Source organism: Stenotrophomonas sp. 169, assembly GCF_014621775.1.
Classification (GTDB): domain Bacteria; phylum Pseudomonadota; class Gammaproteobacteria; order Xanthomonadales; family Xanthomonadaceae; genus Stenotrophomonas.
This window is the reverse complement of the sequence record NZ_CP061204.1, coordinates 1,650,675-1,664,675: the sequence shown is the minus strand read 5'-3', so window position 1 is coordinate 1,664,675 and position 14,001 is coordinate 1,650,675. Positions and strand designations below refer to the sequence as shown.

The window sequence follows — 14,001 nt, the reverse complement described above, 5'->3', positions numbered from 1 at the left end:
GGCCTCGCGGCCGGGTTTTTTGTGTCGGGTAGTGACGGCCGCTGGCCGTCACTACCGTGGCTTTCAGCGGCGCTCGATGGTGAACGCGGTGCCGTCGATGCCCAGGTCCCAGCCCTTGCCGGTGCCGGCCAAGGCAAGCGAGATGTCGCCCTTGGTCATCGCCGCTGCACCGCTGGAGCGGATCACGCCCGCATGTGCGCCAACGGCGGCATAGGTGCCGAACAGATCATTGGGCGAGTACGCGCCGCTGAAGCGGCCGGTCCCATCGACGATCTTCGATTTGCCGATCGTCAGCCCGCCGCCCTTGACCTTGAGCTTGACCGGCATCGTCATGCCGTTGTCGCAGGTGATCGTGCCGGTACCGGACGCCGTCTTGTAGAACACCGACCAACCGGACATGTCGTAGCGCAGGTTGCATTCGATGTTGCCCGCTGCCTGCGCGGCGGGCGCGACGAAAGCAGAGGCAGCGAGCACGAGCAGCAGGGAAACGGTGGACTTCATGATAGGGGTGCTCCGCGTTGTGGAATGCGCGAAATCTAGCAGTGGCCCCTTCCTCCGGACAGGGGCAGCTGCGCCATCCGCGTCCTGTGGTTCAGTCAGCCGTCGGCTGCTCCAGCACGAAGGCGTCGGCATCGAGCATCGCCGGGAAACGGGCGCGGTGTGCCGCCAGCGCACCGGCCGACAGCGTGGTCGTCACGACCTGTTCGACCTCACGCACCTCCACCTGAGCCTGGCCCAGGAAATCGATCACCGCGCTGTCGCCGGCATAGTGCAGATCGTTGCCGTCCACACCCACCCGGTTGACCGCGGCGACGAAGCAGAGGTTTTCGATCGCACGCGCACGCAGCAGGGTCTTCCAGGCATAGGCACGCGCCGAGGGCCAGTTGGCCACGAACAGCTGCAGGTCGAAGTCCAACTGCCCTGCCCGCTCCACGTCGTACCGGTTGCGGCAGAACACGGGGAAGCGCAGGTCGTAGCAGACCTGCGGATTGATCCGCCAGCCCTTCCACTGCACGCTCAGGCGCTCGCGGCCGGCGGCATAGCGCTCATGCTCGCCGCCGTAACGGAACAGGTGGCGCTTGTCGTACTGCTGCACCTCGCCATCGGGCGTGGCGAACAACAACCGGTTGTAGACCGCCTCGCCTTCGCGCAGCTGCACGCTGCCGGTCACCGCCGCATCCAGCTGCGCGGCCTGCTGGCGCATCCAGGCGACGGTCGGCCCCTGCATGTCTTCGGCCTGGGCAATCGCCTCGTTGGAGAAGCCGCTGGTGAAGGTTTCCGGCAGCACCACCAGGTCGGTACGGCCCGCCAGCGGCGACAGCAGGTCACCGTAATACGTGCGGTTGCCGGCCGGATCGTGCCAGCGCGTGTCGCCCTGCACCAGGCTGATACGCAGGTCCTGCACAGCGCCCTGTGCGTTCGTCGGCACCGCGCTCACAGCCGTGCCAACCGTTCGATGGCCGCATCCAGCGTCGTTTCGTTCTTGGCGAAGCACAAGCGCACGATGCGCTGGCCGGCCGGCGGCGTTTCGTAGAACGGTGACAGCGGAATCGCCGCCACGCCTTTCTCGATCGTCAGCCACTTCACGAATTCATGGTCCGGCAAGTCGCTGATCGCCGAGTAATCCACCAGTTGGAAGTAACCGCCCGGCACCGGCAGCGCCTGCAGGCGCGTCTGCGCCAGCTGCTCACGGAAGCGGTCACGCTTGGCCTGGTAGAACGCCCCCAACTGCAGGTGGTGTTCCGGCTCGTCACGGATCATCGCCGCGAAGCCATACTGTGCCGGGCCGAAACTGGTGAAGGTGTTGTACTGGTGCACCTTGCGGAATTCCGCGCTCATTGCGGGCGGGGCGATGGCGTAGCCGATCTTCCAGCCGGTGCAGTGGTAGGTCTTGCCGAAGCTGGAGATCACGAACGCGCGTTCGCGCAGCTCCGGATGCCGCAGGGCGGACTCGTGGCGGCGGCCGTCGTAGATGATGTGCTCGTACACTTCATCGGAAATCAGATAGATGTCCGTGCCGCGCAGCAGATCGGCCAGGGCCTGCATGTCCGCCGCATCGAGCATCGCGCCGGACGGATTGTGCGGTGTGTTGACCATCAGCATGCGCGTGCGCGGGGTGATCGCCGCACGCACGCGATCCCAGTCGACGGCGAAGGTATGCGGATCCAGCGGCACGTGCACCGCGCGCGCGCCGGCAAGATCGATCGCCGGCTCGTAGCAGTCATACGCCGGGTCGAGCACGATCACTTCTTCGCCGGCACGCACCACGGCGTGGATCGCGTTGAAGATCGCTTCGGTGGCACCGCTGGTGACGGTGATTTCCGTATCCGGGTCCACCTCCGCGCCGTACAGGTCCAGCGATTTCTGCGCGATGGCCTGGCGCAGCGGCGCCACGCCGGTCATCGGCGGATACTGGTTGAGACCGTCGGCCATGGCCGCCGTGGTGGCATCGATCAGCCGCTGCGGCGCGCTGAAGTCGGGAAAGCCCTGGCCGAGGTTCACGGCACCGTGTTCGGCTGCCAGCTGGGACATCACGGTGAAGATGGTGGTGCCCACCTTGGGCAGCTTGGTCTGCGGTTGCATCGGCCTGTGCGGGGTTGGAAGACAGGCATGTGAGTGTAGCGCCTTGACGGCCAGCGGCCGTCACTACCGACGCGCGGCCGTCACTACCCTTTACAATCGGGGCCCGTGTTCGGCGCAGAGAATCGCCCCTTGGATACCCCTGCGCTGCTGGCCGCCCGTGGCCTGTGTTTTTCCCGCGACGAAGAAACGGTGTTTGGTCCGCTCGACTTCCATGTCGATGCAGGCGAGGCCCTGCTGGTGCAGGGCGACAACGGCGCCGGCAAGACCACCTTGCTACGTGTGCTGGCCGGGCTGCTGCGCCCGGCGGCAGGCACGGTCGAGATCGATGGACGCGCCGCAGGCATCGCCGAACGTGCGCACTTCGTCGCCTACCTGGGCCACCTTCCCGCGCTGAAGGCGGATCTGGATACCCTGGAAAATCTGCACTTCCTGTGCGGGCTGCATGGGCGGCGCGCGCGGCAGATGCCGGGCAGTGCGCTGGCCGTGGTGGGCCTTGCCGGATATGAAAACACCCTGGTGCGGCATCTTTCCGCTGGGCAGAAGCGCAGGCTGGCGCTGGCCCGCATGTGGCTGTCAGCGGCACCGTTGTGGCTGATGGACGAGCCCTACGCCAACCTCGATCTGGAGGGCATCAACCTGGTGAACCGGATGATTTCCGCCCACCTGCGCGGCGGTGGCGCGGCGCTGGTCACCACCCACGGTGCCTACGCTGCGCCGCCGGTGCGGACGCGCCAACTGCAGTTGCCGCTGCAGGTGATCGCATGATCGCCCCGGGCACCGAGCCGGGCCTGTGGCAGACCGCGCGCGCCCTTGCCAGCCGCGACCTGCGTCTGGTCTGGCGGCGGCGGGGGGATGCGCTGCAACCGGTGCTTTTCGCCCTGCTGGTCGTCGTGCTGTTCGCGTTGGCGCTGGGCCGCGATCCACAGGTGCTGGCGGCCAATGCGGTGGCCGTGTTGTGGCTGGCGGTGCTGCTGGCAGGCCAGCTGGCATTGGATTCGCTGTTCCGTTCCGATGCCGAAGATGGCTCGCTGGAGCAATGGCTGCTGGCCCCGGTACCGCTGTCCTGGCTGGTGCTGGTCCGCGTGCTGATGCACTGGCTGACCACCGCCCTGCCGTTGATCGTGATCAGTCCGCTGCTGGCGGAAATGCTGCATCTGCCACATGACCAATGGCCGATGCTGCTGGCATCGTTGCTGCTGGGAACCCCCCTGCTGAGCCTGATCGGTGGCATGGTCGCCGCACTGACGGTGGGCATCCGACGCTCTGGTATCCTCGTTGCACTGTTGTCGTTGCCGCTGTACGTACCGGTGCTGGTGTTCGGTGCAGGCAGTGTCGCCGCCGCCGCACGCGGCCAGGATCCGCTGGGTGCGCTGCTGATGCTCGCCGCCGGCCTGGTGGTCGCGCTGGTGCTGGCGCCCCTGGCCACGGCAGCGGCGATCCGCATCTCGTTGAGCTGATTGTTCTTGAGCCGAGCCACACCGACCACCCGGGATAGCCGCTACCGCATGCAACCGATCGTCCGCTGGTTCCACCAACTCGGCTCGCCGCCCACCTTCGACCGCTTCGCTCGTCGCTGGTCCCGTCTCTTCCTCATCGCCTCGTTGCCGGTGCTGGCCCTGGGCCTGTGGCAGGCGCTGTTCGTGGTGCCCGCCGACTACCAGCAGGGCGACAGCTTCCGCATCCTGTTCGTGCACGTGCCCAGCGCGTGGATGAGCCTGTTCGTGTTCGCGCTGATGGCCCTGTATGCCGCCATCGCGCTCATCTGGAAGATCAAGATCTGCGAAGTGCTCGCCATGGCCTGCGCGCCGATCGGCGCCGGTTTCACCGCCGTCACCCTGCTCACCGGCAGCATCTGGGGCCGGCCGATGTGGGGTACGTGGTGGGACTGGGATCCGCGGCTGACCACCGAACTCATCCTGCTGTTCCTGTATTTCGGGGTGATCGGCCTGTACATGGCCATCGAAGACCGGCGCAATGCCGCGCGCGCCGCGGGGCTGCTGGCCATCGTCGGCGTTGCCCTGTTACCCGTCATCCGCTACTCAGTGGACTGGTGGGGCAGCCTGCACCAGGGCCAGACGATCCGCCTGTTCGGGCCGTCCACGCTGGATGCGAGCATGCAGTTGCCGCTGTGGCTGATGGTCATCGGCACCAAGCTGTGGTTCGTCGGCTCGCTGCTGGCCAAGGCGCGTGCGGACAACCTGCAGCGCGAGGCCGGCAAGGACTGGGTACAACGCCAGCTGGGAGGCGCGCCATGAGCTATCTCGGTTACGTCGTCGGCGCCTATGCGGTATTCGTCGGCCTGCTGGTCGTCGATGCCATCGGCTCGCGCCTGCGCCTGCGCCGGGCCCTGCAGGTCGCACGGCAGCGCCAGCAACGCCAAGACGCGCGGCGCAGTGCCGCGACCGGGCCGCTGGAGCTGGAGCGATGAACCCGCAGCGCCGCCGTCGCCTGCTGTGGGTAGTGCTGTTGCTGGCCGCTTCGGGGTTGGCCACCGCGCTGGTGGCGATGGCCCTGCAGCGCAACGTGGCCTATCTGTATACGCCGGCCGAAGTGCTGCGTGGCGAAAACGGCAATGCCGAGCGTTTCCGACTGGGTGGCATGGTCGCCAAGGGTTCCCTGACCCGGGAGTCTGGCTCGCTGGTCGCCCATTTCACCGTGACCGATGGCGATGCGGACCTCGTCGTGCGCAGCGACCAGATCCTGCCCGACCTGTTCCGCGAAGGCCAAGCGGTGGTGGTCACCGGACGTCTGCAGGGCGGCCAGTTCGTCGCCGAAGAAGTACTGGCCAAGCACGATGAAACCTATATGCCGAAGGAACTGGCCGACAAGATGGGCGAGGCGCACGTGAAGCACGATGTGCCCGTGCCCGTGCCCGAGGTGCGCTGAGTGCTGCCCGAACTCGGACAGATCCTGATGCTGCTGGCCCTGCTGGCCGCGCTGCTGCAGTCCAGCCTGCCGCTGGTGGGTGCGCATCGCCGCATCGGCAGCTGGATGCAGGTCGCCCGGCCTGCCGCGTTCGCGCAGCTGGTGCTGGTGCTCGCGGCGTTCGCGGTGCTGACGGCCGCCTTCGTACAGCAGGATTTTTCCGTCCGCTACGTCGCGGAGAACTCCAACAGCCTACTGCCGATGGTGTACCGCTGGTCCGCAGTGTGGGGCGCCCACGAGGGCTCGCTGTTGCTATGGGCGCTGGTGCTGGCGGCATGGACCGGTGCGGTGGCGCTGGGCTCGCGCCAGCTGCCCGACGACGTGCAGGCGCGCGTGCTGGCGGTGATGGGCCTGGTCAGCGTCGGCTTCCTCGCCTTCCTGATCTTCACCTCCAATCCGTTCACCCGGTTGATTCCGGCGCCGCTGGAAGGCCGCGACCTCAATCCGCTGCTGCAGGACCCCGGATTGATCATCCATCCGCCGATGTTGTATCTGGGCTATGTCGGATTCTCGGTACCGTTCGCCTTCGCGGTCGCCGCGCTGCTGGACGGTCGCGTGGACACGCGCTGGGTGCGTTGGACGCGGCCGTGGACCAACGTCGCTTGGGCGTTCCTGACCCTGGGTATCGCACTGGGCAGCTGGTGGGCCTACTACGAACTCGGCTGGGGCGGCTGGTGGTTCTGGGACCCGGTGGAGAACGCCAGCTTCATGCCGTGGCTTGCCGGCGCGGCGCTGATCCATTCGCAGGCAGTGACCGAGAAGCGCGGAACGTTCGCCAGCTGGACGCTGCTGCTGGCGATCACCGCCTTTGCGCTGTCCTTGCTGGGTACGTTCCTGGTGCGCTCCGGCGTGCTGACCAGCGTGCACTCGTTTGCTGCCGATCCGTCGCGCGGCATGTTCATCCTGCTGTTCCTGGCCATCCTGGTCGGCGGTGCGCTGCTGCTCTACGTGCTGCGCGCCGGCCGCATGGGCGTGGACAGTGCCGATCCCCGCAGAGGCTTCACCGCGACCTCGCGCGAAACCCTGTTGATGGCCAACAACCTGCTGCTGGCCTGTGCCTGCGCCATGGTGCTGCTGGGCACGCTGTATCCGCTGCTGGCCGATGCCTTGGGCATGGGCAAGATTTCCGTGGGTCCCCCCTACTTCGGCAGTCTGTTCCTGCTGTTGATGGCGCCGCTGGTGCTGCTGCTGCCGTTCGGACCGCTGGTCAACTGGCAGCGCGACCAGCCGTCGCGCGCACTTGCGCTGCTGGCCCCGTGGCTGCTGCTGGCCGTGCTGCTGGCGGCCGTCGCCTGGTGGCACGCACCGCAGAATGGCTGGAAGGTCGGGCTGGGCGTGGGCGCGGCCGCCTGGGTGGGACTCGGCACTGCACGCTTCATCTGGCAGCGGCTGCGCGGCAACGGCCGCTTCACTGCCGAGATGGTCGGCATGCTGCTGGGCCACGCCGGGGTCGCGGTGTTCCTGGCCGGCGCGTTGCTGGTGGAGGCGCTGAACGTGCAACGCGAGGTGGCACTCGCACCGGGACAGACCGTGGTGGTGGGTGACCACGAAATCCGCTTCGAAGGCGTGGACCACCGCGAGGGGCCGAACTTCAGCGCGGACCGCGGCCACCTGCGCGTGTTCCGCGATGGGCGTGAGCTGGCCCTGCTGCACCCGGAAAAACGCCTGTACGCCAGCGGCGGGCAGGTGATGACCGAAGCCGGCATCGATGCACGGCTGTCGGGTGACGTGTACGTAGCAATGGGCGAACCACTGGGCAACAATGCATGGGCCGTACGCGTGCATATCAAGCCGTTCGTACGCTGGATCTGGCTCGGGGCGCTGTTGATGGCGCTCGGTGGCCTGGTTGCTGCGGCTGATCGTCGTTTCCGTCGTCGTTAGGAGTTGCGTTGTCCATGTCCGAATCCCCTGCCCCCCGCCCCTCCCGCCCGCTGCCGCCGGTAGCCATCGTGATCGGCGTGCTGTTCTTCTTCGGCCTGCTCGGGCTGATGGTGTACGGGGTGATGAAGAGCGACGATCCACAACGTGATGTGCTGCCCTCGCCGCTGATCGGCAAGCAGGCACCGGCGTTCAGCCTGCCGGTGCTGCATGACCCGGACATCAGGGTGCGCAGCGAAGAACTGCGGGGCGCACCGTACCTGTTGAACGTATGGGGGAGCTGGTGTGCGGCCTGCCGCGAAGAACATCCGGTGCTGACCCGCTTTGCCGAAAGCAAGCGCGTGCGCGTGATCGGCTACAACTGGAAGGACGAGCCCACCGATGCACTGCATTGGCTGGAGCAGCTGGGCAACCCGTTCATGGTGGTGCTGAGCGATATCGAAGGCCGCACCGCGATCGACTGGGGCATCACCGCCGCACCGGAGACCTTCCTGGTGGACGGCAGTGGCGTGGTGCGCTGGAAATACAGTGGTGCGATGACCCAGGCCGTCGTCGACCAGAAGCTGATCCCGGCGCTGGAACAGATCGAAAAGGCCCAGGCCGATGCCGGCAATGCGCTGCGCGCCACGCCCTGACCGCCGCGGCCTGGGGCTGCTCGCCAACGGCCTGCTGATGGCCGTGCTGCTGGTGGCCTCGCTGTTCTGCACCGCCACGCGTGCGCAGCAGCCGGTGCACGATGCGCGCCCGCTGCAGTTCGCCGATGCCGCCGAAGAGGCGCGCTTCCATGCCTTGGCCGCGCAGTTGCGCTGCGTGCAGTGCCAGAACCAGTCGCTGGCCGATTCCAACGCACAGATTGCCCAGGATCTTCGCCGCGAAGTGCTGGAGCTCATCCACCAGGGCCATGACGATGCCGAAGTGAAGCAGTTCCTGGTGCAGCGCTACGGCGAGTTCGTGCTCTATCAACCCACCCTGCAACCGGGCACCTGGTTGCTGTGGGGCGGGCCGCTGCTGTTCCTGCTCGGCGGCGCCGTGTTGTTGTGGCGGCTGGTGCGCCGTCGCGGCAGCGCCGTGGTGGTGGATGACGCACGCGGAGACGGCTGGTGACGCTCTGGCTTGCCCTGCTGTCCGGGCTGGCCGGCATCGTGCTGGCCGCCTGCGTGCTCTGGCCGTTGCGACGGCGCGGGCGCACCGGCTTCATGGCGGCGTGCCTCAGTCTGGGTATCGTCAGCGCCAGCCTGTACCTGCTGGTCGGCGATCCACGCGCGGCGCAGCAGCCCGCCGCACCGTCCATGGCCGATCTTCGACAAGGCGTGGAAGCGTTGGAGGCATCGCTGCAGCGCGAGCCACAGCGCGCCGACGGCTGGGCACTGCTGGGCCGCTCCCGCAGCGAGCTTGGCCAGAATACGGCGGCGGCCGATGCGTTCGCCCGTGCGGCCGCCCTGGCACCGGATGATGCCGGTCTGCTGGTCGAAGCGGCACAGGCACGCGCGCAGGCCGCCGCCGCGAAGCGGTTCGATGACACGGCACTGCAATGGCTGCAGCATGCCCTGACGGTGCAACCCGACGCCGAGCGCGCCGCCTGGCTGCTGGGCATCGCGCTGCGCCAACGCGGGCGCGATGCAGAAGCGGTCGAGGTGTGGTCGGCGTTGTTGCCGCGGCTGCAGCCCGGTGCGGCCACGGCGCTGGAACAGCAGCTGGCGATCGCACGCGCTGCGGCGGGCACCGAGGCACCCGCTACCAGCCCGGACCCGGCGCAGCGAAACGCCGATCCGCTGCTGAGCGTACGCATTGCACTGCCCGCTGGCTTCGATCCCGCGCAGTGGCCGCAGGCCACGGCTCTGTTCGTACTGGCGCGTGCCCCCGGAGGCCCGCCGATGCCGGTGGCGGTGCGCCGTTATCCCCTTGACGGTTTGCCGTCCAGCGTCACGCTCAGCGACGCCGACAGCCCGATGCCGACCCAGCCGCTGTCTGCCCACGCACGCGTGGAGGTATTGGCCCGCCTGTCGCGCGCAGGGACGGCGTCGCACACCGAGGGTGACCTGGAAAGCGAACCGGTGATCGTGCAGCTGCCGCAGTCCGGCGAGCTGCAGCTGCAGCTGCGGTGACACGGTCCGCCGACGGCCCGCTGCGCTCGCCGACCGTGGGTCGGCGCTACCCTCGCCTGATACCGCACGCGCGGTAACGGCCTGCGCCGAAGGCCCGCTGCGCTCGCCGACCATGGGTCGGCGCTACCCTCGCCTGATGACGCACGTGAGCCTCGCCTGGTAGCGCCGAGCCGTGCTCGGCGGAATCCTGCCGCCCACGAAAAAGCCCGGCGTGAGCCGGGCTTTTTGATTCCGCTTGCGCAGGCAGGGCTTAGTCGCCCTGCTGCTTCTGCATGTGTTCCCAACGTTCCTGGGCGTCGATGGTGCGCTCAGCGGTCAGGCGCGCCTCAAGGCGATCCAGGCCGATTTCTTCACCGGTATCCACGCAGTAACCGTAGTCACCGGCTTCCAGGCGCTTGAGCGTGCTGTCGATCTTGCCGATCAGCTTGCGGTAGCGGTCGCGGGTACGCAGTTCCAGCGAGTTCTCGGTCTCGCGGGTCGCGCGCTCGGCTTCATCGCCGATGTCACGCACTTCCTCACGCAGGTTCTCGATGGTCTGCTTGGATTCTTCCACCAGGTCGGCGCGCCAGTCCTGCAGGCGCTTGCGGAAGTACTCCTGCTGCAGCGGGCTCATGTATTCCTCTTCCGCACCCGGCTTGTAACCGGTGGGCAGGATCGGACGGCCGGTGGCTTCGTCGGTCTTGTACTCGACCACCTTGTACTTGCTGCGCGGCGCGGGAGCGGTCGAGCGGGCGGTCACTGCCACGGCAACCTTGCCCACCGGGCGGGTTGCGGTCTTCGGGGCGGCATCGGATTTCACTGGAGTTTTCGCGGGCGATTTCGAAACGGGCACGGGATTCTTGATTTGCGGGGCCTTCTTGGCAGTTGCGTTGGCAGCCTTTGCAGGTGCCGCAGCGACCGCGTTACTGGCCGGGACAGACTTGGCCGGAGCCGGCGGGGCCGGCTTCGGTACGGACTTCACTGCGGGCGCCGCCGCCGGCTTGCCTGCCGGCTTGCTCGCGGCCTTGCCCACCACCGGCGAGGCCGGTGCGGACTTCTTCACCGCCGGACGGGCCGACGGCTTGTTGACGGACGCCTTGCCGGTAACCGGTTTGGCGGCCTTGGTCGCCGTGGCGACTTTGGAAACCTTCTTTGCCGGGGCCGTACTGGCCGCGGTCTTCTTTGCCGCCGACGTGCTGACGACGCCCTTGCCGGCCGTCGTTCTGCCGGTCGACTTCGCAGGCTTGGAGGCCACCTTGGCCGACTTCGCCGGCGTGCTGGCCGTCTTGACTGCCTTGGCGGGTGCCGCCTTGACGGGTGCTGCCTTGGCCACCGCCTTCTTTGCCGGCGCCTTCGCTGCCGGGGCCTTTTTTGCCGCCGTCCTGGCTGTTCCCTGCTTGCTCGCTGTCTTCACTACCGGCTTGGCCGGCTTCTTCGCTACAGACTTGGCCGCCGTTTTCTTCGCAACAGGGCTGGCGGTTTTCTTGGCGGCCTTGACGGCCTTCTTTGCAGTTTTTTTAGCAGCCACGAAACGCTCTTCCTTGGATTCCCCGGGGCCCGGGAAAGCGGGCCTTTATAGCCTACCCGGCCGACAGCAGCAACCGCGTGACAGGACGCACACACGGCCCTCCCACTGCAGGACCCCATGCTGTCCCTGACCCGCTTCACCACCCGCGCGGCACGGAACGTGGCCGGCGGATCATGCCACCGGCATGGCTGCGGCGCAGGACGCGCGCGGCAGCCAACGGCCCATCCTGCGACAAATCCTCGCCGCTGCCAACCATGCCGGCTGCGTCGCCTCTACTGAATGGGCGACATCGTCCTTGTGGGGGGCCTGAGGCCGCCGACTGCCATGCCGCCGCGATTCACCCCAAAGGACGGACCACGTTTTACTATGAACGGGTGATCTCCCACCTGCTCATCGCCGTGCTGCGCTTCTACAAGCGCTTCATCAGCCCGTTGCTCGGGCCGCGTTGCCGCTTTTTCCCCAGCTGTTCCGAATATGCCATGCAGGCCATCGCCGGCCACGGGCCGCTGCGCGGCAGCTGGCTTGCCGTGCGCCGCATCGGCCGCTGCCATCCCTTCCATCCCGGCGGATTCGATCCGGTGCCCGAGCGCACCGACGACCCTGCCTGCCGCTGCAAAGGAAACCACTGACATGTCGTCCACCCTGATCACCAATGCCCGCCTGGTCAACGAAGGGCGGGTCTTCACTGCCGATCTGCGCATCGAGAACGGCCGCATCGCCCGCATTGACGGCAGCCTGGCCGCCCGCGATGGCGAACAGGTCGTCGACGCCGCTGGCCGCTGGCTGCTGCCCGGGATGATCGATGACCAGGTGCATTTCCGCGAACCCGGCCTGACCCACAAGGGCGACATCGCGACCGAATCGGCGGCGGCCGTGGCCGGTGGACTGACCACCTTCATGGACATGCCGAACACCAATCCGCCCACCTTGAACGCCGATGCACTGCAGGCCAAGTACGATGCCGCCGCAGGCCGCGCGCGCGCCAATTACGGCTTCTACATGGGTGCAAGCAACGACAACCTGGAGCACATCCAGCGGCTGGATCCGAAGACCGCGCCGGGCATCAAGGTCTTCATGGGCGCATCGACCGGCAACATGCTGGTGGACAACCCGGACACGCTGGATGCGATCTTCCGCGATGCGCCGACGCCGATCATCACCCATTGCGAAGACACGCCGATGATCGACGCGCTGGCCAAGCAGTTCCAGGCGCAGTACGGCGATACGCTGAGCGCTGAACAGCATCCCGACATCCGTTCGCGCGAAGCCTGCCTGAAGTCATCGCAGCTGGCGGTGGCGCTGGCGAAGAAACACGGCACGCGCCTGCACGTGCTGCATATCTCCACGGCCGACGAATTGATGCTGTTCGAGCGCGGACCGATGATCCGTGCCGATGGCAGTCGCAAGCAGATCACCGCGGAAACCTGCATCCATTTCCTGCGCTTCGACCGCACCGATTACGCGCGGCTGGGCAACCTGATCAAGTGCAACCCGGCCATCAAGGACGTGGCCGACCGCGAGGCACTGACCCGCGCTCTGGTGGAGGACATCATCGATGTGCTGGCCACCGACCACGCCCCGCACACCTGGGAAGAAAAGCAGAAACCCTACCCGCAGGCACCGTCCGGCCTGCCCCTGGTGCAGTACGCCCTGACGGCCGCGCTGGAACTGGTGCACGAAGGCAAGCTCGACATCACGCGCGTGGTGCAGAAGTTCGCGCATGCGCCGGCACAGCTGTTCGACGTGGCCGAGCGCGGGTTCCTGCGCGAAGGCTATTTCGCCGACCTGGTGCTGGTGGAAGACAAGCCGTTTACCGTGAAGCGCGAAGACGTGCTGTCCAAGTGTGGCTGGTCGCCCTTTGAAGGCACCACGTTCCAGTCGCGCATCGCGTCCACCTGGATCAATGGCCAGCTGGCCTGGGACGGTAGCCAGATTGTCGGTGCGGCCAACGGCCAGCGTCTGGCGTTCAGCCGCTGATGCGCGGGACGTTGCTCGCGTCGATCCTGGCCGGCGCCCTGCCGCTCGTGCTTGCATTTCCGATCTCGCCGGCCGCCGCGCAGTCCGCCGAGGCCCGGGTGGTGTTCCCGGCAAGTGCATCGCAAGGCGCGATGGTGATCGGGAAAGTGCCCGCAGGCAGCACCGTGCGTTTCGGCGGACGCACGCTGCGCGTTAGCGGTTATGGCAGCGTGGTGTTCGGCATCGGTCGTGACGAGAAGGGTCCGCTGCAGGTGGACGTGCAGCGCCCCGACGGCGGCAGCGAGACCGTGCGTATCGCCGTCACGGCCCGCGACTGGCCGGTGGAGCGCGTCAACGGCGTCCCGCCGAAGACGGTCAATCCGCCCGCGGCCATTGCCGAGCGCATCAAGCGGGAGCAGGCGCAGGTCACTGCCGCCCGCGCCCGCGATGACAACCGCGCCGACTTCGCGCAGCCGTTCACGTGGCCGGTGCAGGGGCGCATCAGCGGGCGCTTCGGCAATGCACGCGTGTACAACGGTCAGCCCGGTTCGGGCCACTCCGGCATGGACATCGCGGTGCCCACCGGCACCCCGGTGAAGGCACCAGCCGCAGGTGTGGTCACATTCGCCGCGCCTGACCTGTATCTCACCGGCGGCACCTTGCTGCTGGACCATGGTTTCGGGGTCAGTTCGAATTTCCTGCACCTGTCACGCATCGACGTAAAGGTGGGGGACCGTGTCGAGCAGGGTCAGGTGATCGCCGCCGTCGGCGCGACCGGGCGAGCGACCGGTCCGCATCTGCATTGGGGCATGAACTGGTTCGACACCCGCATGGATCCGCTGCTGGTGCTCGAACGGAAATAACGGTTGCGCCGAGCCACGCTCGGCGGAAGCGTCAAGGCAACCGCCCGCTGCGCTCGCCGACCATGGGTCGGCGCTACGGAATACGGACGTCGCGGATTCTGCATCGGTTGCGCCGAGCCACGCTTGGCGGAATCGTCCAGGCAACGGCCCGCTGCGCTCGCCAACCATGGGTCGGCGCTACGGA

At 67.4% G+C, this 14,001-nt stretch carries 16 protein-coding genes; 12 read left to right on the top strand and 4 right to left on the bottom strand.

The window, feature by feature from the left end; genetic code table 11:
- Positions 1-63 precede the first annotated feature (63 nt).
- From ICJ04_RS07200 to ICJ04_RS07190, 3 genes are all read right to left on the bottom strand, one after another.
- Positions 64-501 carry a hypothetical protein gene (locus ICJ04_RS07200; RefSeq protein WP_188326830.1) on the bottom strand — a complete coding sequence of 146 codons (438 nt, stop codon included), beginning with the start codon at positions 499-501 and terminating at the stop codon, positions 64-66.
- Between the two features lie 91 nt (positions 502-592).
- Positions 593-1,405, bottom strand: coding sequence for an amidohydrolase (locus ICJ04_RS07195; RefSeq protein WP_188327234.1), 813 nt, complete (start codon positions 1,403-1,405; stop codon positions 593-595).
- A gap of 29 nt (positions 1,406-1,434) precedes the next feature.
- A complete protein-coding gene (locus tag ICJ04_RS07190) occupies positions 1,435-2,583 on the bottom strand; it encodes a pyridoxal phosphate-dependent aminotransferase (protein WP_188326829.1) in 1,149 nt (382 codons plus the stop codon).
- A gap of 129 nt (positions 2,584-2,712) precedes the next feature.
- On the opposite strand from ICJ04_RS07190, the gene ccmA reads away from it, so the two are divergent.
- The 9 genes from ccmA to ICJ04_RS07145 are packed head-to-tail and all read left to right on the top strand — an operon-like array spanning position 2,713 to position 9,491.
- Positions 2,713-3,348, top strand: coding sequence for a heme ABC exporter ATP-binding protein CcmA (ccmA, locus tag ICJ04_RS07185; RefSeq protein WP_188326828.1), 636 nt, complete (start codon positions 2,713-2,715; stop codon positions 3,346-3,348).
- Positions 3,345-4,040 (top strand): heme exporter protein CcmB, encoded by a 696-nt coding sequence (gene ccmB, locus ICJ04_RS07180; RefSeq protein ID WP_188326827.1) that lies wholly within the window; start codon positions 3,345-3,347, stop codon positions 4,038-4,040. Before ccmA ends, ccmB begins: the two co-directional genes overlap by 4 nt.
- Before the next feature lie 48 nt (positions 4,041-4,088).
- Positions 4,089-4,838, top strand: a complete 750-nt coding sequence (locus tag ICJ04_RS07175; RefSeq protein WP_188326826.1) for a heme ABC transporter permease — start codon at positions 4,089-4,091, stop codon at positions 4,836-4,838.
- The gene (ccmD, locus tag ICJ04_RS07170; RefSeq protein ID WP_188326825.1) at positions 4,835-5,011 is read left to right on the top strand and encodes a heme exporter protein CcmD; all 177 of its coding nucleotides are present in this window, start codon (positions 4,835-4,837) and stop codon (positions 5,009-5,011) included. Before ICJ04_RS07175 ends, ccmD begins: the two co-directional genes overlap by 4 nt.
- Positions 5,008-5,469 (top strand): cytochrome c maturation protein CcmE, encoded by a 462-nt coding sequence (gene ccmE, locus ICJ04_RS07165; protein ID WP_188326824.1) that lies wholly within the window; start codon positions 5,008-5,010, stop codon positions 5,467-5,469. Before ccmD ends, ccmE begins: the two co-directional genes overlap by 4 nt.
- Entirely contained in the window at positions 5,470-7,389 is a 1,920-nt protein-coding gene (locus tag ICJ04_RS07160) for a heme lyase CcmF/NrfE family subunit (RefSeq protein ID WP_188326823.1), read from the top strand.
- A gap of 14 nt (positions 7,390-7,403) precedes the next feature.
- Positions 7,404-8,021 (top strand): DsbE family thiol:disulfide interchange protein, encoded by a 618-nt coding sequence (locus ICJ04_RS07155; RefSeq protein ID WP_188326822.1) that lies wholly within the window; start codon positions 7,404-7,406, stop codon positions 8,019-8,021.
- Positions 8,022-8,058: 37 nt separating this feature from the next.
- Entirely contained in the window at positions 8,059-8,490 is a 432-nt protein-coding gene (locus ICJ04_RS07150; RefSeq protein WP_223203045.1) for a cytochrome c-type biogenesis protein, read from the top strand.
- Complete coding sequence (locus ICJ04_RS07145; RefSeq protein ID WP_223203006.1) at positions 8,487-9,491, top strand: cytochrome C biogenesis protein; 1,005 nt, start codon at positions 8,487-8,489, stop codon at positions 9,489-9,491. Before ICJ04_RS07150 ends, ICJ04_RS07145 begins: the two co-directional genes overlap by 4 nt.
- A gap of 250 nt (positions 9,492-9,741) precedes the next feature.
- Here the strand turns inward: ICJ04_RS07145 and dksA are convergent, their stop codons facing one another.
- Entirely contained in the window at positions 9,742-10,998 is a 1,257-nt protein-coding gene (gene dksA, locus ICJ04_RS07140; protein ID WP_188326820.1) for an RNA polymerase-binding protein DksA, read from the bottom strand.
- Positions 10,999-11,372: 374 nt separating this feature from the next.
- Between dksA and yidD the strand changes: the two genes are divergently transcribed.
- From yidD to ICJ04_RS07125, 3 genes are read left to right on the top strand one after another with little or no spacing between them, the layout of a single operon-like run.
- Complete coding sequence (gene yidD, locus ICJ04_RS07135) at positions 11,373-11,627, top strand: membrane protein insertion efficiency factor YidD (protein WP_223203044.1); 255 nt, start codon at positions 11,373-11,375, stop codon at positions 11,625-11,627.
- A gap of 1 nt (position 11,628) precedes the next feature.
- Positions 11,629-12,975 (top strand): dihydroorotase, encoded by a 1,347-nt coding sequence (locus tag ICJ04_RS07130; RefSeq protein WP_188326818.1) that lies wholly within the window; start codon positions 11,629-11,631, stop codon positions 12,973-12,975.
- Positions 12,975-13,817, top strand: a complete 843-nt coding sequence (locus ICJ04_RS07125) for a M23 family metallopeptidase (protein ID WP_188326817.1) — start codon at positions 12,975-12,977, stop codon at positions 13,815-13,817. The genes ICJ04_RS07130 and ICJ04_RS07125 overlap by 1 nt, the downstream gene beginning before the upstream one ends.
- The last annotated feature ends 184 nt before the right edge of the window (positions 13,818-14,001 follow it).

Coding starts and splice junctions, on each gene's coding strand:
- ICJ04_RS07200 (WP_188326830.1), bottom strand. CDS start 501: ATGAAGTCCACCGTTTCCCTGCTGCTCGTGCTCGCTGCCTCTGCTTTC.
- ICJ04_RS07190 (WP_188326829.1), bottom strand. CDS start 2,583: ATGCAACCGCAGACCAAGCTGCCCAAGGTGGGCACCACCATCTTCACC.
- ccmB (WP_188326827.1), top strand. CDS start 3,345: ATGATCGCCCCGGGCACCGAGCCGGGCCTGTGGCAGACCGCGCGCGCC.
- ICJ04_RS07175 (WP_188326826.1), top strand. CDS start 4,089: ATGCAACCGATCGTCCGCTGGTTCCACCAACTCGGCTCGCCGCCCACC.
- ccmD (WP_188326825.1), top strand. CDS start 4,835: ATGAGCTATCTCGGTTACGTCGTCGGCGCCTATGCGGTATTCGTCGGC.
- ccmE (WP_188326824.1), top strand. CDS start 5,008: ATGAACCCGCAGCGCCGCCGTCGCCTGCTGTGGGTAGTGCTGTTGCTG.
- ICJ04_RS07155 (WP_188326822.1), top strand. CDS start 7,404: ATGTCCGAATCCCCTGCCCCCCGCCCCTCCCGCCCGCTGCCGCCGGTA.
- ICJ04_RS07150 (WP_223203045.1), top strand. CDS start 8,059: ATGGCCGTGCTGCTGGTGGCCTCGCTGTTCTGCACCGCCACGCGTGCG.
- ICJ04_RS07130 (WP_188326818.1), top strand. CDS start 11,629: ATGTCGTCCACCCTGATCACCAATGCCCGCCTGGTCAACGAAGGGCGG.
- ICJ04_RS07125 (WP_188326817.1), top strand. CDS start 12,975: ATGCGCGGGACGTTGCTCGCGTCGATCCTGGCCGGCGCCCTGCCGCTC.